The sequence below is a fragment of the Collinsella sp. CLA-AA-H302 genome, assembly GCF_040093305.1.
In the GTDB taxonomy this organism is placed as follows: Bacteria; Actinomycetota; Coriobacteriia; order Coriobacteriales; family Coriobacteriaceae; genus Collinsella.
The window spans coordinates 96967-114344 of the sequence record NZ_JBBNJW010000003.1 but is presented as its reverse complement, the minus strand read 5'-3'; the positions used below and the strand labels follow the sequence as shown (position 1 = coordinate 114344).

19 protein-coding genes are annotated in these 17378 nt (G+C 58.7%); 2 read left to right on the top strand and 17 right to left on the bottom strand.

Annotation, left to right across the window (positions count from 1 at the left end; translation table 11 throughout):
* Positions 1-3: 3 nt before the first annotated feature.
* The 7 genes from agaS to AAAV21_RS03080 all read right to left on the bottom strand — a co-directional run bounded on the left by agaS (position 4) and on the right by AAAV21_RS03080 (position 5408).
* Complete coding sequence (gene agaS / locus AAAV21_RS03110; protein WP_349107397.1) at positions 4-1170, bottom strand: tagatose-6-phosphate ketose isomerase; 1167 nt, start codon at positions 1168-1170, stop codon at positions 4-6.
* A gap of 114 nt (positions 1171-1284) precedes the next feature.
* Positions 1285-2016, bottom strand: a complete 732-nt coding sequence (locus AAAV21_RS03105; RefSeq protein WP_055310430.1) for a GntR family transcriptional regulator — start codon at positions 2014-2016, stop codon at positions 1285-1287.
* 185 nt (positions 2017-2201) lie between these two features.
* A complete protein-coding gene (locus tag AAAV21_RS03100; RefSeq protein WP_349107395.1) occupies positions 2202-3284 on the bottom strand; it encodes a PTS system mannose/fructose/sorbose family transporter subunit IID in 1083 nt (360 codons plus the stop codon).
* Complete coding sequence (locus tag AAAV21_RS03095) at positions 3274-4074, bottom strand: PTS sugar transporter subunit IIC (RefSeq protein WP_089572403.1); 801 nt, start codon at positions 4072-4074, stop codon at positions 3274-3276. Before AAAV21_RS03095 ends, AAAV21_RS03100 begins: the two co-directional genes overlap by 11 nt.
* Positions 4075-4164: 90 nt before the next feature.
* Positions 4165-4647, bottom strand: a complete 483-nt coding sequence (gene agaV, locus AAAV21_RS03090; RefSeq protein WP_349107393.1) for a PTS N-acetylgalactosamine transporter subunit IIB — start codon at positions 4645-4647, stop codon at positions 4165-4167.
* 36 nt (positions 4648-4683) lie between these two features.
* Positions 4684-4965 carry a preprotein translocase subunit YajC gene (gene yajC, locus AAAV21_RS03085; RefSeq protein WP_022094612.1) on the bottom strand — a complete coding sequence of 94 codons (282 nt, stop codon included), beginning with the start codon at positions 4963-4965 and terminating at the stop codon, positions 4684-4686.
* A complete protein-coding gene (locus AAAV21_RS03080; protein WP_148332011.1) occupies positions 4965-5408 on the bottom strand; it encodes a PTS fructose transporter subunit IIA in 444 nt (147 codons plus the stop codon). Before AAAV21_RS03080 ends, yajC begins: the two co-directional genes overlap by 1 nt.
* Before the next feature lie 702 nt (positions 5409-6110).
* On the opposite strand from AAAV21_RS03080, the gene AAAV21_RS03075 reads away from it, so the two are divergent.
* The gene (locus AAAV21_RS03075; RefSeq protein ID WP_349107390.1) at positions 6111-6749 is read left to right on the top strand and encodes a hypothetical protein; all 639 of its coding nucleotides are present in this window, start codon (positions 6111-6113) and stop codon (positions 6747-6749) included.
* Between the two features lie 33 nt (positions 6750-6782).
* The gene (locus AAAV21_RS03070) at positions 6783-6998 is read left to right on the top strand and encodes a helix-turn-helix transcriptional regulator (protein WP_254881801.1); all 216 of its coding nucleotides are present in this window, start codon (positions 6783-6785) and stop codon (positions 6996-6998) included.
* 111 nt (positions 6999-7109) lie between these two features.
* Here AAAV21_RS03070 and AAAV21_RS03065 read toward each other — a convergent pair whose 3' ends face one another.
* The 10 genes from AAAV21_RS03065 to AAAV21_RS03020 all read right to left on the bottom strand — a co-directional run bounded on the left by AAAV21_RS03065 (position 7110) and on the right by AAAV21_RS03020 (position 17376).
* Complete coding sequence (locus AAAV21_RS03065; RefSeq protein WP_349107388.1) at positions 7110-8195, bottom strand: hypothetical protein; 1086 nt, start codon at positions 8193-8195, stop codon at positions 7110-7112.
* A 126-nt stretch (positions 8196-8321) separates the two neighbouring features.
* Positions 8322-9407: an isocitrate/isopropylmalate family dehydrogenase gene (locus AAAV21_RS03060; RefSeq protein ID WP_022094615.1), complete on the bottom strand. Its 1086-nt coding sequence runs from the start codon at positions 9405-9407 to the stop codon at positions 8322-8324.
* A 6-nt stretch (positions 9408-9413) separates the two neighbouring features.
* Positions 9414-10112: a hypothetical protein gene (locus AAAV21_RS03055; RefSeq protein ID WP_349107386.1), complete on the bottom strand. Its 699-nt coding sequence runs from the start codon at positions 10110-10112 to the stop codon at positions 9414-9416.
* Between the two features lie 15 nt (positions 10113-10127).
* Positions 10128-10556: a hypothetical protein gene (locus AAAV21_RS03050; RefSeq protein WP_349074316.1), complete on the bottom strand. Its 429-nt coding sequence runs from the start codon at positions 10554-10556 to the stop codon at positions 10128-10130.
* 5 nt (positions 10557-10561) lie between these two features.
* Positions 10562-11641, bottom strand: coding sequence for an NAD(P)-dependent oxidoreductase (locus AAAV21_RS03045; protein ID WP_349107384.1), 1080 nt, complete (start codon positions 11639-11641; stop codon positions 10562-10564).
* A gap of 92 nt (positions 11642-11733) precedes the next feature.
* Positions 11734-12687: a DegV family protein gene (locus AAAV21_RS03040; RefSeq protein WP_349107382.1), complete on the bottom strand. Its 954-nt coding sequence runs from the start codon at positions 12685-12687 to the stop codon at positions 11734-11736.
* An 80-nt stretch (positions 12688-12767) separates the two neighbouring features.
* Complete coding sequence (gene raiA, locus AAAV21_RS03035) at positions 12768-13352, bottom strand: ribosome-associated translation inhibitor RaiA (protein ID WP_035137685.1); 585 nt, start codon at positions 13350-13352, stop codon at positions 12768-12770.
* A 316-nt stretch (positions 13353-13668) separates the two neighbouring features.
* Positions 13669-14691, bottom strand: coding sequence for a transporter substrate-binding domain-containing protein (locus tag AAAV21_RS03030; RefSeq protein WP_349107380.1), 1023 nt, complete (start codon positions 14689-14691; stop codon positions 13669-13671).
* A 756-nt stretch (positions 14692-15447) separates the two neighbouring features.
* Positions 15448-16557 carry a hypothetical protein gene (locus tag AAAV21_RS03025; protein WP_349107378.1) on the bottom strand — a complete coding sequence of 370 codons (1110 nt, stop codon included), beginning with the start codon at positions 16555-16557 and terminating at the stop codon, positions 15448-15450.
* Between the two features lie 12 nt (positions 16558-16569).
* Entirely contained in the window at positions 16570-17376 is an 807-nt protein-coding gene (locus tag AAAV21_RS03020; RefSeq protein WP_349107376.1) for a phosphoribosyltransferase family protein, read from the bottom strand.
* Positions 17377-17378 lie beyond the last annotated feature (2 nt).

The window sequence follows — 17378 nt, the reverse complement described above, 5'->3', positions numbered from 1 at the left end:
CGATTAAGCGGTGAAGGGGTGAATCGTCACGCCCTTAACCACGCGGTTGACCGTGCCGGTGGGGCTCGGCGTATCGGGCGTGTTGCCCACGCGCACGGAGTTGAGCAGGCTGATTGCCTGGGCAAACATCACGAACGGCAGAGCAAGGTAACCCTCGGGAAGCGCCTCGTAGCCCTTAAAGGTGAAGGACTCGCCCTCGTAGACAGTAGCGCCATCCTGCTGAACGGCAACGGTGTGCTGAGCAATATCGTCGCCACCGATCTCGTTGAGGATGTCGATGTCGTACTGACGGGTGTAGGCGTCGTTGTTGACGAACACGAAGACGAGCGTCTTATCGTCGACGAAGGACTTAGGTCCGTGACGATAGCCCATGGAGGTGTCGTAGGAAGTAGCAACCAGACCGTGAGCGAGCTCGAGGATCTTGAGCTGGCTCTCCTGGGCAAGGCCACCGAAGGAGCCAGAACCCAAGTAGGTCACGCGGTTGAAGTCGCCAGCCAGGAAATCGGCGATCTCAGGCTCACGGGAGATGACCTCCTCGCCCATCTTGGCGATGGTCTCGACCCACTCGGCCTTCTGCTCGTCAGAGGCAGTGTCGAAAATGAGGGTAGAGAGCAGGGTCATGCAGGTGTAGGAACCGGTCATGGCGAAGCCCTTGTCATTGGCGCGCGGAATGAGCAGCGTCAGCGCGTTGGGATCATCGGCAGACTCGACGGCGAGCTTGCCCTCGGGAGCGCAGGTGATGTTGAGGAACTTGACGTTGTGGACGAGCTCCTTGGCAACGGCGACGGCGGCAAGGCTCTCGGGGCTGTTGCCAGAGCGGGCAAAGGAAACCACGAGCGTGGGATCCTCGGCGCGCAGGAAGTCGCGCGGGGCGCTCACGATGTCGGTCGTGGCGATGGGCTTAAAGTCGTAGAGATCAGTGTTGCCAGCGTGACGCAGGTACGGGGCGCAGGTATCGCCAACGTAGTCGGACGTACCGGCACCGGTGAAGACAACGGACAGACGGCCCTCGCCCATAGCGCGAGCCTCGGCCAGGAAGGCCTCGATGGCCTCCTTGTTCTCGCGATAGATGTTGAGCGTATCACGCCAAAGCTCGGGCTGCTGAGCAATCTCGGCCGTGGTGATCTGGGCGCCGAGCTCGGTGAGCTCCTCGACACTCTTCTCGAACATTTCTAATACCTCTCTCTAGAAGTAATCCTCTGACGTGCAATTATACACTTCGGTTGGTTATCTGGTAGTAACCAGTTAAATGCAAAGAATCATCATATAGAAACAATGCGGACATTAGTCGCTACGCTGGTGGTAAACCTTGTATTTAAACTGATCGGCACGAGCAACCGAGAGCGTATACTCCACAACCTCGTTTGACTCGTTATACGTAGTCCTGACCAAATCGAGCACAGGCGAGCCCTCGACAATTCCCAAAAGGTGGGCATCGGTGGGACGGGCTATGCTCGCATAGAACTCCTCTTCGGCCACGCGTATCTTTTGCTGAAAGTCTTGCTCAATCACATCGTAAAGCGGCTTACGCTCCAGCAGCGGTCGCTTTAGGGACAGAAATTGACGAACCGGTAGATAGCTGCGTTCGACCATCATGGGCATGTTGTCGGCAGAACGAAGGCGCTTGAGCTTAAAAATGCGATCACCGATACGTAATCCCATATGCTCGGCCAGATTCTTATCGGCCTCCATCTCGCAAAACTCGAGAATCGTGGTCTCGGGGTCGCGACCCATCGCGCGCATCTGCTCGGTAAAGCTGTAGGACTGCATAAGATTGGTTGCCTTTGCCGAACGGTCAGTCACAAAGGTACCGCGACCGTGCTGCCGAACTACCAGTCCTAAACGCTCCAGTTCCTGCAGAGCCAGGCGTACCGTAGTGCGCGAGAGACCATAGCGCTCCGAAAGTTCGCGCTCGGAAGGAATCATGTCACCGGCGCGATATTCATGGTCAATCTTTTCGGTCAGAATATCGACCAGCTGATCGTACAGCGGTTGCTTACGCGCTCCGATCGCCATCCTATCCTCCCTTTTGTTCGAACTTGGCTAACTACTTTGGGTGTTTAGCATTATCTGTCCGCAACACCCGAATCATCATTAAAACAAAAGCCGCGCGCTCTTTCGAGCACGCGGCTTTTAACATACACATGGCTTAAGGGGTCGGGGTGTGAGCCGCGTAGGGACACACCCCTCAAGCTAGAGCCTTACCAGATGCTCGGCCAGAGACCAAGCGGGCCAGCGCCCAGGATGCCAAGGACGAAGAGCAGGAGAATGCCCTTGGTCGGGGTCCAGCTGTGCTTAGCGAACATGTAGTAAAGCAGCAGCGTAAGCATAAGCGGGACGAGCTTCGGGACGATGGTGTTGAGGGTGTCGGCAACAGAGAAGTTGACCGGATCCTCGGTAACGGTGCCGTAGGTCACGGACTCCATGCCGTTGCCCAGATCGGTGACGCCGCACTCGACAGCGTTGCCGTCGGCATCGGAAGCGGTAAGGGCGTTGCCGTCCTTATCGGTCATGGCGATGGTACCGGCCTCAGCGGTCTCGGTATCGATGCCCTCCATACCGGTGAAGTTCTTGGCCTCCTTCTCGGAGACGATCACGGTATTGGCGGAGAGACCACGGGTGGTGCCATTGGGGATCTGGAGGTTGATCTGGGTGCCACCCATGGTGACGACCAGGCAACCGACGACGAAGACGCCCATGATGGAAGCAGCACGCGTGAAGGCCTGCATGTTGGCGGTCAGAGCGTCAATAGCGCTGGTGCCAAGCTTGTAGGACCAGTTCATGAGCCAGAAGCGCAGAGCGAACTGGACGACGTTGAAGATCACCAGGAAGATGATCGGCGCAGCGGCGTTGCCGTTGATGGCCATGTTGGAGGTGATGCCGGCCGTGATAGGCACGAGCGTCAGCCAGAACAGGGCGTCACCGATACCACCGAGCGGGCCCATTGCGGCGACGCGGACGGCGCGGATCGTGGGGATGTCAACCTTGTTCTGCTCGAGCGAAAGCACGATGCCCATAACAAAGGTGACAAGGAACGGGTGGGTGTTGAAGAACTCCAGGTTGTGGCTCATGGAAGCCGCGAGGTCGTTCTTGTTGGTGTGGATCTTCTCCAGACCGGGGATGATGGAGTAGAGCCAACCAGCGGCCTGCATACGCTCGTAGTTGAACGAGGCCTGCAGGAAGCAGGAACGCCAAGCCATCTTGTTGAGGGTCTTCTGGTCGAGCTGCGGAGCAGGAGTGAGATCCTCGTAGTGCTCCGGGATCACATACTCATTAGATGCCATCTTCGAAGTCACCTCCGTCAGAAACAGCTGCACCCTTCAGCTCGGTCTGCTGCTGGAAGTCCCAGAAGGCGATGCCGAAGCCGATGAGAGCGAGGATGAGCAGAGCAGGGGTTGCCAGAGAATCGTTGGCAACAGTGATGAGCGCGAGGCCAAAGCCCATGAGGAAGAAGCCCCACATATCGCGGTTCATCATAACCTTGAGCAGGACGGCGAAACCGACGAAGCGCATCATGCCGCCTGCAGCGGAGAGACCGGTCTGCAGCCAAGTCGGGATGGCGGAAGCGATGGTCTGACCGATGGTAGCGCCAGCGATGAAGAACAGGGTGACGACGACAGCGAAGATCAGGCCGAGCAGAGCCATGGCGAAGTAGTTCAGACGCTCGATACCCTTGGTGTCAGCGTTGTGAGCCATGTTGTCCGCGGAGGACATGAGCGGCGACATAAGCGTGAAGACCAGGGTAACGCCGAGCTGACCAAGCAGAGCGAACGGAATGGCAAGGCCGACTGCCGCGTTGGGCTCGAGGCCCGTAGCGATAGCGAGAATGGCTGCCATGATGCCGCCGATGACGGCGTTAGGCGGCTGAGCGCCTCCGATCGGCATGTTGCCGATCGTCATGAGCTGATAAGTACCACCCACGAGAAGACCGGTGTTGAGGTCGCCAAGGATAAGACCGATGACGGCGCCGGTGACGATGGGCTGATAGAGAGACTCGAGGAAGTTGAACTGGTCGATTGCCGCGACGAACGTGACGATGAAGACCAGAGCGACCTGGATGATCGAGTATTCCATCTTGCTCCTCCTTTCAAAATGTATGTACGCACTTTGGATTTCACGTACAGAATGTCAGGGTTTCATTCCTGACAACGTGGATCATGAGGATTACGAGAAGAGCTTGCTCGTGTCCTCAACAGGCGTGCTCGGAACGCGCCTGATCTCCAACTCCACCCCCAATTCCTGCAGCTCTTTAAACGCAGCGACATCCTCGTCGTTAACTGCGACGGAGGTGGCGACTTGGCGCTTTCCTTCCGACATGTGCATGTTGCCGATGTTTACCTTCTTTATAGGCACACCGCCCTTGACGAGCGTAAGCACGTCTTCCGGTGTTTCGGCCACGATGAAGATCTTCTGGCGCGGGCTCGCCTTACCAATGACGTCGATGGTCTTCTGCAGGGAGAAGAAACGCGTAGCAACGCCGGTGGGAGCGGCCATCTTCATGAGGTTCTGGCGCATGGTGTTGTTCGCCACGTCGTCGTTGGCGACGAGGATGAGGTTGGAGCCCAGGGTGGAGTTCCACTGGGTGGCAACCTGACCATGAACCAGTCGGTTATCGATGCGGGTAAGAAGAATGTTGGGTTCTGCCATGTTGATCAGCTTCCTTTCGTTATTTGCTGACGACAGCTACTTGATCTCCTGAATCGCGTAACGCGAAACATCTACGACGGCACCGGATCGGACTTTGATCTGGACCTTTTCGCCTTCGATGCCTTTGACGGTTCCGTAGATACCGCCGGCGAAAAGAACCTCCTGACCCGGCTTGAGCTCGGTGTGCAGCTCCTTGAAGTACTTCTGCTTCTTCTTCATGTTGATTTGCGACCAGATGGTGTAAATCAAGCCCATGATGACAAGCAAGCCTAAAAGGGCGACCGAGGAGCTCAGGACGTTGGCTCCGAAATCGGCCATTAGATGCCGTCCTCGTCGCCGAAGATATCCTCATCCTCGGAGCCGGCAACGGATGCCACCGTCTGGGCGGTGATGCCCGTCTGGCCAACGGTCACGGCCTGCTCGCCAAGCTCAGCGAGCGTGGCATTGCCGCGGAGGAACAGAAGCTCAATAACCATGGGGAGGTTAGTGCCGGTCAGAACCTCGACGTTGTCGACATCCTGGGCGATCATCATCGACTGGTTGAACGGGGTACCGCCAAGCAGGTCGGTAAAGACGAGCACGCCATCGCACTCCTCGCGCATGGCGGTAATAGCGGCGCGGAGATCCTCACCGTAGGAAGCAGCCTGGTCGCCCTCAAAAGGAACGACGGTAAAAGCGGGCTGGTCACCAGCGACCATAGCGATAGCGCTTGCAAGGCCGGGTGCGAACTGTCCATGACCGGTAAGAATAAAGCCAACCATTCAAATTTCCCTTCCGAAGGTGTGTACGATCTAAGTCCGATGATGTTCGGAAGCCAACGGGCAATCGCCCTTAAAGCTTCTTGGAAAGCGTTCTTTGAGAACCAGTGGTCTCTCAACTGGTAGTAACCACGTGACGTGTTGTTGTCACTATATCACCACAGAAGAGGTTGCTTTCGTTGATTCATACAGTAAAACGTTTTTGCACCGTTCACGGTAAAAAATCGACCGTTTACCGCTCGTTAACACTTCTACCTGCGGTTTTGAAACCATTTCGAAATGCTTTGACAAAAGATCGGAACTCTTTTCGTGTCAATACAACGCAGGGCGGCTAAAAATAGCGTAAAGAAAAATTGCAGGTCATTGTGAAGATTTGTGAATTGGTCTTTTTGACTTAATACCAGTTAGAACCAGTTTTGAGATTATCGGTGAACGGTAGTTTTCGACCGTTCACCGGTTATTTGCAATCGTTTACGGCCGTTTTCCCGGATGAATTGAGGAACCCGATGAAGCACTTGTGCGGTTGCAGGATATTTCAATACTCGTCCATCCCCCCGCGCGCCAAACTCCCACTCCCTGAATGTGCCATAAGCTCTCGCTATTCGTCTTATAAACATTACTTACTCTAATCTGTAATTGTTTATCGTTTATCGTTAAGTATGTTATATAATTTAAGTATCATCCAAGACATTGGTTGGAGGAGCTATGATCCGCTGGAACGTATCCAAATCGAATGAAGCCATCGACCGTGAACAGGCAATAGCCAATCTGAGGAAGCTCACTCGCTACTGCAAATGGGCCACAATCTGCACCGCCGTGGCGCTCGCTCTGGGACTCCTCGCAGTCATTGCAATCTACCTTCTACTCATATTGCCTAGCCTCTCCCAAGGGTTCTGTCTCCAATCCGTAGAGCTTAATGCCGGCGAAGGACCGTCTCTCGCTCTCGTCGGCGCCAATGAACAGACCCCTCTTATGCTTGTCGCGCACGACGGTCATACTGTCATAGGGAGCGCCATGATGACATGCCTTGCGCTTGCCATTGTGCTAAGCGCATACAGGTTTTTCTCCGCCATTGAAAAGGCGGGCAGGCCCTTTGACCTCGAATGCATCCGCATACTACGTCAAGTAGGACATTTGTTCCTTATTGGCGGCGTTGCTGTGAAGCTTCTTGGTGCCATAGTCACGGGGCTGATACTCTCAGGATTTGGCGGCAACTTTACGGATGCGCTTGACGGCCAGCACCTCGACCTCTCTATGGTCTTTGCAGGCCTGATTATTAGCCTGATTGCCAGCGTCTTCCAGTACGGGTGTATCCTGCAAAAACAAGATGACGAGTTGCTCTAGGGGGAATCCATGATTATTCTGCGGCTCGACCGCATGCTTGCCGAACGCAAGATTTCATCCAAAGAGCTCGCGGAACGCGTGGGTATCTCCCAGGTCAATATGTCGCGTATCAAGACGGGCAAGGTTTCTGCCGTGCGCTTTTCAACTCTTGACGCGATATGCCGGGCACTCGACTGCCAACCGGGCGATGTTCTGGAATACATACCTGACGATGAAGCCGATAGCCTCTTTGGGCTTAAAGATGAATAGCCATAATTAAGCCGCCAATCACGCCCTCAACGCAAAAAGCCCGCCAGAACGATGCGTTCTAGCGGGCTCAATCAGATATTTCGACTTCTCGCTCGAAAGCTCGGGCAACCTTTAAGCGAACAGGCCGTAGATGCTGATGTTGGCCTTGGCGTAGAGACCGTTAGCGTACTCGGTCCACTTGGAGCTGGCGCTCGAGGCCTGCGAGGAGTACTGCTGGTAGGCGGTGTAATAGGCGGTCATGGCCTGCTTATAGGTCGCGCTATCGGCCGTAAAGGCATCGTCGGCGAACGCCTTAGCGTAGGTGCCATCGGCGTCCTTCCAGGTGCCCTTCTCGCTATCCCACTCGTCGCCGGCAAGGTTGATGATGTAGTCGGCGTAATCCTTGCTCGCGGTCTCCTCGTTGCCGTCAGAAGGCTCGGTTGGGGCGGTCGGCATGCTTGCGGAGCTATCGCCCACCTTCTTCTTGTAGAGCTTCTGCAGCGTCGCGGACTGGCGGACGATCTGCTTGGCCTGGTCCTTGGACACGCCGTACTGCGTGGCCATGGTCTTGTAGTCCGAAGTGCCGATAGAGTCCTCGGCGTACTTCTTCATCTCCTTGGAAGAGACGGTGATGCCCTCGTCCTCGGCAGCGTCGAGCAGGATCTTGTTGCGCACGTAGGACAGGATGACGTCGGCAGAAGGAGCGGTGTAGTTGCCATCGCTATCCTTGACGGTGTCGAGGCTGTACTGACTCTCGATGGCCTCGCGCGCGGTGATGTCGCTCTTCTTACCGTTGTAGCTATAGCTTGCTACGGTCGAATCGAGCTGGTCCTCGGTGAGGGTAGCCGAGCCGACACCCTTGCCGCCAAAGCCGCCATTGCCAATAAAGAAGCCGACCACCGCAGCGATCACGACTGCAACCACGAAGGCGGCGATCATCGTCTTCTTGTGCTTGGACGCATGGTCGTCTTCGTCGGAGTCGTCGTCCTCGTCCTGCTCCTCGGGCATGAGGTTCTCGTCGGCGGCGTCGGCGGCGATCTTTACCTCCAGGCGAGCGTCTTCCTCCTCGGCGGTCGTGCCAGCGGCGATATGTTCGGCAGACGTGCCGGCGACCAGGTCGATCTTCTCGTCCTCATCACCGTCGGGGCCTTCGCCGCGCTCGATGATCTGGATGCCGTCGATCTCGTCCTTCTCGTCCTTCTTTTGAATCAGACCCATATCAGTTACTCCTTGTTAGGAAACATAGTCCTCAATAGAATACGCCCGACGAGGCGCCGGGCGTATTGATTCTTAGGTTATACGCAAACACTTAAGTACTATTTAGGCGTTTGCAGCGTGCATACCTTAGGCCAGGTGCGCGATAACGGCATCGGCAAAGGCCTGCGTGCCCACAGCGCCCTCAACGGAGCCGGTCTGAGCACGACGCACGTCACCGGTAACTTGCTCGCCCTCGTCGAGCGTAGCAGAGACGGCGGCACGAATGCGATTGGCAGCGTCGTTCTCGCCAAGGTGGTCGAGCATCATCGCAGCAGAGAGGATCTCGGCCGTGGGGTTGGCGATATCCTGGCCAGCGATATCGGGCGCGGAGCCGTGCGTTGCCTCGAAGATGGCGCAATCGGCACCGATGTTGGAGCCGGGGGCCATGCCTAAGCCGCCCACCAGGCCGGCGCACAGGTCGCTCACGATGTCGCCGTACAGGTTGGGCAGCACCAGGACATCGAAGTCGTTGGGGTTCTGGACCAGGCCCATGCAGGTGGCGTCGACAATCTTGTCGTTGAACTCGATATCGGGATAGTTGGCGGCCACCTCGCGCGCAACGCGCAGGAACAGGCCGTCGGTCGCTTTCATGATGTTGGCCTTGTGCACGGCCGTCACCTTTTTGCGCCCGCAGCGGCGGGCGTACTCAAAGGCATACTCCACAATGCGACGGCTCTTGGCGATGGAGATCGGCTTGATCGAGATCGCGGAATCGGCGGCGAAGGTCTTTTGGCCCGAACGCTCGACGAGCTGCGAGAGCTCCTCGACCTCGGCTGCGCCCTCGTCGAACTCGATGCCGGCATAAAGGTCCTCGGTGTTCTCGCGCACGATGACCAGGTCGACGTCGCGGAAACGCGAGCCGTCGCCCGGCTGCGACAGACAGGGACGCACGCAGGCATACAGGTCAAAGTGCTTGCGCAGGGCCACGTTAACGCTGCGGAAGCCCGTGCCGACCGGCGTGGTGATGGGGCCCTTGATGGCAACCTTGGTCTCGGCGACCGCGTCGAGCACGTGCTGGGGCAGCGGCGTGCCAAACTCGTCCATGACGCCGGCGCCGGCCTCCTGGACGTTCCAGTTGATCTGGACGCCGGTGGCCTCGACCACGCGGCGCATTGCCTGCGTAATCTCGGGACCGATACCGTCACCGGGAATCAGGACTACATCGTGCGCCATAATCTGTTACTCCTCGTCTTCGGCGTCGTCAGATTTTTTAACGCTAGCACGCTTCTTCTTTTTGGAGAGATCCAGGCCAAAACGTTTAACAAGCATTTCGCAAATCTCGCGCGAACGGGCCTTGAGATAGCTGCCCTTGCCGTTCTCGGCGTCGAACTTAAGGCGCAGCGCAAGCTTCTCGGCAACCTCGGCGTCGATCTCGCCCTGGCAAAACTCGTACAGGCAACCGAGCATATCGCGATACTCAAGGTCGCCGTGGTAGCACTGGATGGCCTCGTCCAGGATGGGCCAAGCCTTGCGCGAACGCTCGACACTCGTGGCGCCCCACATGCACAGCAGGCGGAAGGCGGCATAGCGCAGCGTGGAGGAGATCTCGTCGAACAGCGCGGTCTCGGCACCCTCAAAGGCGTCCTCCATCTGCTCGGGGCAGGTGGTGGCGAGCGCCGCCAGGGCATCGAGCGCCTCCCAGCGGGTCTGAGCCTCGGGGCGGTCGAGTGCCTCGATCAGCACGGGCACGCAGGGCACGACACGCTGCGGATCGCGCTCGGCAAGCAGGTGCAGCACGCGGGCGGCAAACTGGCGGATGCGGCGCGTGGGGCAGCCGAGCTCCTGGACCAGACGGTCGACGGCGTTCTCGTTCTCCTCCGCCAGCTGGAGCTGTGCCAGCTCCTCGTCGGTGAGCTGTTCGTCTTTGTTTTCTGCCATAGTTACCTCTTCTTTTTATTTCTTGGCGTGCTTGCCAGCACCCTTGCTGTCATCGGTGACCGAGATGAGCTGTCGGTCGGCAGCGCCATTGCGGCGTGCGCGACGGCGGTCCTCGGCGTCGCCCGCATCGGCGGCAGCGCGATGGGCCTTGTTGACATTAAAGACCTCGTCGTGCTTGCGCCACGGGCCGACGGACTCGCCAAAGCTCATCTTAAGGCCGGCGATAAAGCCGCCGAGCCAACCGATCGGCGCAAACTGCACCAGCGGGAACAGCGAAAACACCCAGGTCAGTAGGACAACTGCCGCCGCGCCTGCAAAATTGGCGATCCAGTAGTCGCGCTTGGTGATGACGCGCTTTTCGCACGCCCACTGGCCGCACAAAAAGCCGATGTAGATCGCAAAGAGAAAGAGTACCAACGCGAGCACCACGAACGTCCAGCTCATGGGCACTACTCCCCGTGATGGTGGCCGCAGCAGCACTCGTGGCCGTCGCCATGGCCGTGGCCGCCGCAGCACTCGTGGTCCTCACCGTGATGGTGGCCGCAACCGCACTCATGGTCGTCGCCGTGCTCGCCGCAACCGCAGCCGTCCTCGTGAGCACCGTGCTCTTCGGGACGATACTGCGACCAGTCCAGACCGGCGGCGATGGCGTCGGCCTCCTCCTTGTAGAGGACCGTGATGGCCTGGGTACCCAGCTTGGCGCCACCGATGGCGTCGAGCATGTCGTAGAGCGTAAAGGCGACGTCGGCGCCGGGCAGCGCGAGCTCGCGGTCATCGGCGTAGGCGAGCGCCAAGCGCAGGTCCTTAATGAAGTGCTCGACCATAAAGCCGGGCTTGTAGTCGCCGTCGAGCGCCTTGGGAGCCAGGCTCTCCATGGCGCCGGACTTGCCGGTACCGCCCAGGATCATCTGGCGGGTCTTCTCCAGGTCAAGGCCGCTCAGCTCGGCAAATGCCATGGCGTCTGCCATGCCGACCATGCAGGCGCCCAGCGACACCTGGTTGGCGAGCTTGGCAGCCTGGCCCTTGCCGGCACCGTCGAAGCAGCAGATGTTGGCCGCAAAGGTGGCAAGGATGTCGCGGACCGGCGCGATGTCGTTCTCGGTAGCGCCCACGATAGCCGTGAGCGTACCGGCGATAGCGCCCGACTCGCCGCCGGTGACGGGGCAGTCAAACGCCATGCGACCAGAAACCTGGGCGGCCTCGGCAATGTCACGGGCGAGCTCGGGCGAGCTCGTGGTGAGGTCGATCAAAACCGCGCCCGGCTTGGTGCACGCGAGCAGGCCGTCGCCCGCCAGGTAGAGCTCCTCGACCTCGGAGGGATAGCCCACCATGGTAAAGACGACATCGGCGTTAGCCACGGCATCGGCCGGCGTATCGGCCCAGACGGCGCCGCGCTCGATGAGCGCCGCAGCCTTGGACTTGGTGCGGTTGTTGACCGTGACGGGATAGCCGGCATCCAGGATGTGGCCGGCGATGGGGGCACCCATGATTCCGGTGCCGATAAATGCGACGGAGAGCTTGTTTGCCATGAAACCTTTCCTTTTGGGTTGGGTGTTGTTACCAGGTTGAATACTCAGCGCAAGCGCTTGAGCTGCGGGGCGTCTGCGGTCGTAGCGTCTGTCTACTCACCGCGCACACGGCGCGCGATGCGGTCGGAAAGCGAGGCTTTCTCGGCGCGGTTCTTGCCCCAAAACGCAAGTGCCACCATGCCGGGGCCCACGTGCGAGCCGATGGTAGGACCGACGGAGCTGCGAATGATCGTGACGTCGGCGCAACCCTCCTCCTTGCGGATGGCGGCTTCGAGCCAGTCGCCGTCCTTTTCGGCGTCGGCCGTCATAATGGCGATGGGCATGGTGCGATCGGGCACATAGTTCTCGCGGAACGACTTGAGAATGGACTTGAGCGCCTTCTTGCGACCGCGATTGACGCCGATCAGCGACAGCGAGCCGGCCAGGTCGTAGGACAGCTCGGGTTTGACGTCGAGCTTTGCCGTGAGCTGTGCCGCCGCGGGCGGAATGCGGCCGCCGGCAGCCAGCGCGTCAAAGCTCTCGAGCGTAAAGTAGCCGTGCACGTAGGTCTTGGCCTCGTTTGCCCAGTCGACCAGCTGCTTGGCGGTGAGTCCCGCCGAGCGTTGGCGGACGGCCTCGAGCGCCAAGAGCTCGCCGGTCGCACAGGGCAGAGCGTTGTCGACCACGTACAGCTCAAAATCGGGATACTCGGCGCGCACGGCGTCCGCCGCCTGGCACGCGGAGTTGTAGCTCGACGACAGCGCCGAGGTAAAGCACAGGTAGACCGTGGGCGTGCCCTCTTTGGCGCACTCGGTAAAGAACTCGATATAGCGACCGAGCGACACAGCCGAGGTGGACACGCGGGCACCGGCGCGCATGCGGTCGTAGAACTCCTTAGGGCTCATGCTCGACCAGATATCGTCCGTGCGCTCCTCGCCATCGATGATAAAGGGAAAGCCCAAGATATCGACATCGAGGTTCGCGGCGACCTCGGGGCTAAAGTCGCAGCAGGTATCGACGACGATGCGGCAGCGGTCAGAATGGCCGGTGGATGCAGCCTTGTCCATCAAAGCGACTCCTTACGTAAAAAAGGCGACCATCCGCATGGGATGGCCGCCAGCCGTTAACTCATGCAAGTTAACGTATTTTACTCGTCAAGTGTTTCGATACGGGGCTTGATGATGCCATATCCACCATTCTTACGGTGATACACCACATTGATGAGGCCAGTCGTCGCGTTCTCGAACACGTAGAAGTCGTGACCGAGCAGATCGGTCTGCACCAGCGCCTGCTCCTCAGTCATCGGGGTGACATCGATGACCTTCTCGCGGACGAGCAGGTCGTCCTCCTCCTCGGGCAGCAGCAGGTCGGCCAGATCCTCGACGCGCTCGACCGGTGCGACATCCGCGGCGCTGGCACCGCCCTGGCGGTTGTCCACGACCTTGGTCTTGAACTTGCGCAGCTGGCGGGTGACCTTATCGGCGGAGAGGTCGATGGCGGCATACATATCTGCGCCGTGCTCGGCAACGCGAATCACAGAGCCGCGGGCACGAACCGTAACCTCGACGATTGCCGGGTTGGGGTTCGAGGGGTTCTTCTCATAGCGAAGTACAACGTCGACCGTCATGGGCTCGATATCGAAAACCTTGAGCGCCTCGCCGATCTTCTCATCCACATGCGCACGCAGAGCATCGGTTACCGTCGTCTTGCGTCCAGAAACCTTGATATCCATACGTGGCTCCAATCTGCCTCGGGGACTTACTGTACTGGCTATGTACCCATTGCCGTGCATTTAATCACGCGGATTCCTAAAGACCCGAATAACGATTGCTTGATACCGCATACCGAAGTCTCGCACTTTTCTGTGGCAAAGTGCGCTATAGGAGGGCGACGGCGACTTTGGTTTTGCACCTAAAAATGTCTTTGACCTGCTGGTTTTATGAAAACGAAAAAGCCGGGCTCCCCTGTTGGGAAAGCCCGGCAATGCGTGTTGAAACCGTGAAGAGGCGTCTCTCCTAGCGCATGGGTGACGCCACCCCTAGCAATAACTAGCTATTGAGCTTGTTAATGTCGTCGTCGGTGATAGCGCCCTCCTGGCTGGACGGTTTGCTCTCGGAGGACAAGTCATCGCTGCTGGAATCATCACTGCTGGAATCGGAGGATTCATCGCCGGAGGACATGGCCTCACTAGACTCAGAGTCGCCCGACTGCACGTTGGCGCCCGAAACCGTCTTAGTGGTGAGGTCGTAGGGCATTGTGCCATACCAGACAGAGTGGACCGCCTCGAGCGTGCCATCGGCCGTAATACCGTCGAGGGCATTGCTCACGGCACGGCACAGCTCCTCGTTGGCGGCAAGGCCCGCAACGCCGAGTGTCGAGGGCGTCTCGAGAGCGCCAACGTAGGAAATCTGGCTCATCAGACGTGCAAGATAACCGCCGGCAGTGGAATCGCAGATCACATAGTCAACCTCGCCGGACTCGAGCGCTTCAAAGCACTCATTAATGTTGGAGAAGGTCTTTTGGTTGGCCGTGACGCTCTGCTTGGCGAGTGCCTCCTGCGATGCCGAGGAAGCCTGAACGCCCAGGTTGGCGGTGTTAAGCGTTTCGGTAGTGACGTTCAACGACTTGCCGTCGCTGGTCTTTCCGAACACGGCGGCAGCATCATAGAGGCAGGTACCAAGCGTGCTGACGTCGCCATTCGTGGAATTGATGTCGCCAATGAAGATGTCGGCCTTTTTATCGCCAAGCGCGGAATCGGCCGAGGACGCATCGACAAAAGCGACCTTGAGGCCCATGCGGCTTGCAAGAGCGCGAGCGGCGTCAACTGCGTAGCCCGTGAGGTTGCCATCGGCACCCTGCATGGCCTGCGGGGCATCGGAAGTGTCGAGGGCGACCGTAAGGGTACCGGGAGTGACCAGGGCATCGTCCGAGACCGTAGGGGTGACGGTCTCGCGCTCGATCTGGTCGATCGTAGGCGTCGTGAACGTGGACAGCGGGTTGAATGCGCATCCGCTCAGACCCAATACGGCGATGACCGCCGCGGTCCCAGCGCCCAACCGAGCCGCGTGCATCAAGCTGCCCCTCACCATGTCCACTACCCTGCCTTCTGTGTCGTATACAATCCGTGCATTGCGCGGAATATCGGGTTGTTCCTACCAGCTGACCTGGTATTTGACCCCACACTTGCGCACCGGGGTGTTTGCTCGGGAGGCCGTAGCCACCTTCACGACTGGCCCGCTCGCCCGCGAGGCGGTATTGCCCCAAAGAAAGTAGAACGGACGGTGCGGCTTACATCTAGGACGCGCCATGATCGCGCCGCGCGCACGCGGTCGCTTACGTGGATCCCTTTGACCGCGTCTGTCTTGGACTAGGGTGGGCATTTCACCCATCCGCAACCACAGCCTGGCAGGAACGTAGCGCATTATAGCTAAGTTCAAGCTAAAGTTTAAGGTTAGGGACGTTATTCGCATCGCGAGTACAGATTTCGCAGGTCGGAACGGGCCGCACGCACTCTGATTGAGCCCGTCGCTCCCCCATGGAGAGCCCCAACACACCCGTCTGGGGGCGCCGTGGCCAAAAAATAGCAAATATGAGTACTGTCACCAATTTAGTAACAGACAATTTTGGCCTCTCGGACAGATTTTGCGCTCAGTGTCGCCAATCTGATGCTTATTTATTCTACATATGTTTATTATCTTCTTAATTTATGCCGCCTCCGAGTCCTAAATTCCTTGATTTTGCTGTTACTGATTTAGTGACAGTACTCATATTTGCCATATTTTGGCCAGGACATATGATTACCCCCCCCCCCCCAATTTCGACGTGAATTAGACCGGCTTAAGCCCAAAACACGCCCGCAGCGTGTTCAGCAACGCCTCTTGCTTCTTCCTGCGGGCATCGACACGATTCCGATGCCGCTTTCGCATGCGCTGGTGGATGCGCCATGCGAGGGCTTCCATCGCCTCCATGTCGCAGAGCATCTCGTTGTTGACTGTCGCGACCTCGATTCCCATGGCAATAAAGCCTGTATTGCGCTTTTCGTCGTGGATACGCCCGCCCCGGGAGGAATGGCCCAGCTCGCCGTTGTATTCCAGGTCAAACCGGGCTGCTTCTTGATACGCATCACAAACTGCATGGGGCATCCCCGAGATTGCCTGCGCGCGGTCATCGAACTCGATCTTGTAGTCAGTCTTAAAGGGACCGCAGGCAAACCCGCCATAGGAAAACGGAAGCGAAAACAGGGCGAGCATGATGCACTCCATGGGTGAGCGCAGGTTTTCCGAAAGATAGGGACACAGACGCTGCAGTTGTTTGGCCGTGTTCCCCTTGCATACCGCGAGATAATCTGCCAGACGATCGGGCATCAGCACCGGCTCAACTTCAAAGTAGCCCACGTCTGCCGGTTGGTCCTTGTCCTTTGCAAGTTTATTCGTAACAGGCGAGGTATAGGGAGGCAGAAACTTTCCGCGATCGCTCAGGGAAATCTTAGAGCACAGCTCCTGGGCCAGGGCAAATGCCTGGATACAGCCGACCTCGCGGGCGATGGCAACACAAAGGGCCTCGGGAGATAGGCTGTATACCCCCGGTTCCACCTCTAGAATCGAGCCGGCAGGCAACCCGGAACACACGGACCAGCCCACGCCAGACATGCGGCGGCGCTGCGCCGCAGATCCCACCAGCAAGCACAGATCTTCTTGCACCTCGCCGCTTTTGGCTCCGATTCGCACCAGGTCGGGCAGATAGATGTCCTCGGCCGAAGGCGACGACATGTGCAGCACGCGGTGCTCTTCCTCGGGCTCAAGATCCTTCCAGCCAATAAAGCCCATTTGTCGGCGCTCGGCTCGCATCATGCGTAGCGCCGAGGCGCCTGTTAGAATCACGGAAGCCTTGAGTTGCTCTTGCGTCGGAGCCTTTGCTCCGTTGACAAAACGCGCCATGCCAAATCACCCCTACCAGACACGCGCGATCGCAAGGCCGTCGACGGCTGCAGCGCCGGCGCGCTTGAGCTCGGCAGAGGCGGCCGCCATGGTTGCACCCGTGGTTATAACGTCGTCGATAAGCAGCAGGCGTTTGCCCCGCACGTCCTCGACCGCTTCGTACATGCCCCGCGCATGCTCGCGGCGCTCGTCGCGACCGAGCTGGCGCTGATCACCATGACCGTATTTAACGAGGGCATCGAGCAGCGGCAACCCCGACAGCTCGCAAAACGGACGGGCGATGGCCTCCATGTGATCAAAACCGCGCCGCCGAAACGCTGCCGCCGTCGCAGGCACAAACACCACCGCATCCGCATCGGGCAGCACGTCTCCGTAGCGATCAGGCGCTACGACCTGGGCATGCAGGGCGGCGTCATAGAGCAGCTCCGCCAGATACGAAGCCAGGCGTCGCTCGCCCGCGTCCTTGTACGCCTTAATGATGCGCGGCAGCGGATGCGCGTAGACGGCGCACGCCAAGCAGCGATCGAGCGCCTCGGCCATCGCCGAGGACTCCCCCTCGACCGAGCACTCGGTGCACAGCAGGTCCCCATACGGAGCACCGCACCGAGTGCAGCTATGGCACGGGTCGATGAGCGCGAGCGAGGCCAGACAATCCTGGCAAATAAGCGCACCGGAGCGCTCGCAGCCGGCACAGCGCGTGGGTGACAACGCCTCGAGCGCTTCGTGTGCCGCCCGCTCGGCAAACGGTCGCAATTTGTCCGCAAACGGCAGGTCGGCACCGTCTTGTAAGCGGTTCAAAACATCCAAATGGTTCTTCATGA

Bases quoted from the DNA above. Each gene is read 5' to 3' on its own strand.
- agaS (WP_349107397.1), bottom strand. From the start codon at position 1,170: ATGTTCGAGAAGAGTGTCGAGGAGCTCACCGAGCTCGGCGCCCAGATC.
- AAAV21_RS03105 (WP_055310430.1), bottom strand. From the start codon at position 2,016: ATGGCGATCGGAGCGCGTAAGCAACCGCTGTACGATCAGCTGGTCGAT.
- AAAV21_RS03100 (WP_349107395.1), bottom strand. From the start codon at position 3,284: ATGGCATCTAATGAGTATGTGATCCCGGAGCACTACGAGGATCTCACT.
- AAAV21_RS03095 (WP_089572403.1), bottom strand. From the start codon at position 4,074: ATGGAATACTCGATCATCCAGGTCGCTCTGGTCTTCATCGTCACGTTC.
- agaV (WP_349107393.1), bottom strand. From the start codon at position 4,647: ATGGCAGAACCCAACATTCTTCTTACCCGCATCGATAACCGACTGGTT.
- yajC (WP_022094612.1), bottom strand. From the start codon at position 4,965: ATGGCCGATTTCGGAGCCAACGTCCTGAGCTCCTCGGTCGCCCTTTTA.
- AAAV21_RS03080 (WP_148332011.1), bottom strand. From the start codon at position 5,408: ATGGTTGGCTTTATTCTTACCGGTCATGGACAGTTCGCACCCGGCCTT.
- AAAV21_RS03075 (WP_349107390.1), top strand. From the start codon at position 6,111: ATGATCCGCTGGAACGTATCCAAATCGAATGAAGCCATCGACCGTGAA.
- AAAV21_RS03070 (WP_254881801.1), top strand. From the start codon at position 6,783: ATGCTTGCCGAACGCAAGATTTCATCCAAAGAGCTCGCGGAACGCGTG.
- AAAV21_RS03065 (WP_349107388.1), bottom strand. From the start codon at position 8,195: ATGGGTCTGATTCAAAAGAAGGACGAGAAGGACGAGATCGACGGCATC.
- AAAV21_RS03060 (WP_022094615.1), bottom strand. From the start codon at position 9,407: ATGGCGCACGATGTAGTCCTGATTCCCGGTGACGGTATCGGTCCCGAG.
- AAAV21_RS03055 (WP_349107386.1), bottom strand. From the start codon at position 10,112: ATGGCAGAAAACAAAGACGAACAGCTCACCGACGAGGAGCTGGCACAG.
- AAAV21_RS03050 (WP_349074316.1), bottom strand. From the start codon at position 10,556: ATGAGCTGGACGTTCGTGGTGCTCGCGTTGGTACTCTTTCTCTTTGCG.
- AAAV21_RS03045 (WP_349107384.1), bottom strand. From the start codon at position 11,641: ATGGCAAACAAGCTCTCCGTCGCATTTATCGGCACCGGAATCATGGGT.
- AAAV21_RS03040 (WP_349107382.1), bottom strand. From the start codon at position 12,687: ATGGACAAGGCTGCATCCACCGGCCATTCTGACCGCTGCCGCATCGTC.
- raiA (WP_035137685.1), bottom strand. From the start codon at position 13,352: ATGGATATCAAGGTTTCTGGACGCAAGACGACGGTAACCGATGCTCTG.
- AAAV21_RS03030 (WP_349107380.1), bottom strand. From the start codon at position 14,691: ATGCACGCGGCTCGGTTGGGCGCTGGGACCGCGGCGGTCATCGCCGTA.
- AAAV21_RS03025 (WP_349107378.1), bottom strand. From the start codon at position 16,557: ATGGCGCGTTTTGTCAACGGAGCAAAGGCTCCGACGCAAGAGCAACTC.
- AAAV21_RS03020 (WP_349107376.1), bottom strand. From the start codon at position 17,376: ATGAAGAACCATTTGGATGTTTTGAACCGCTTACAAGACGGTGCCGAC.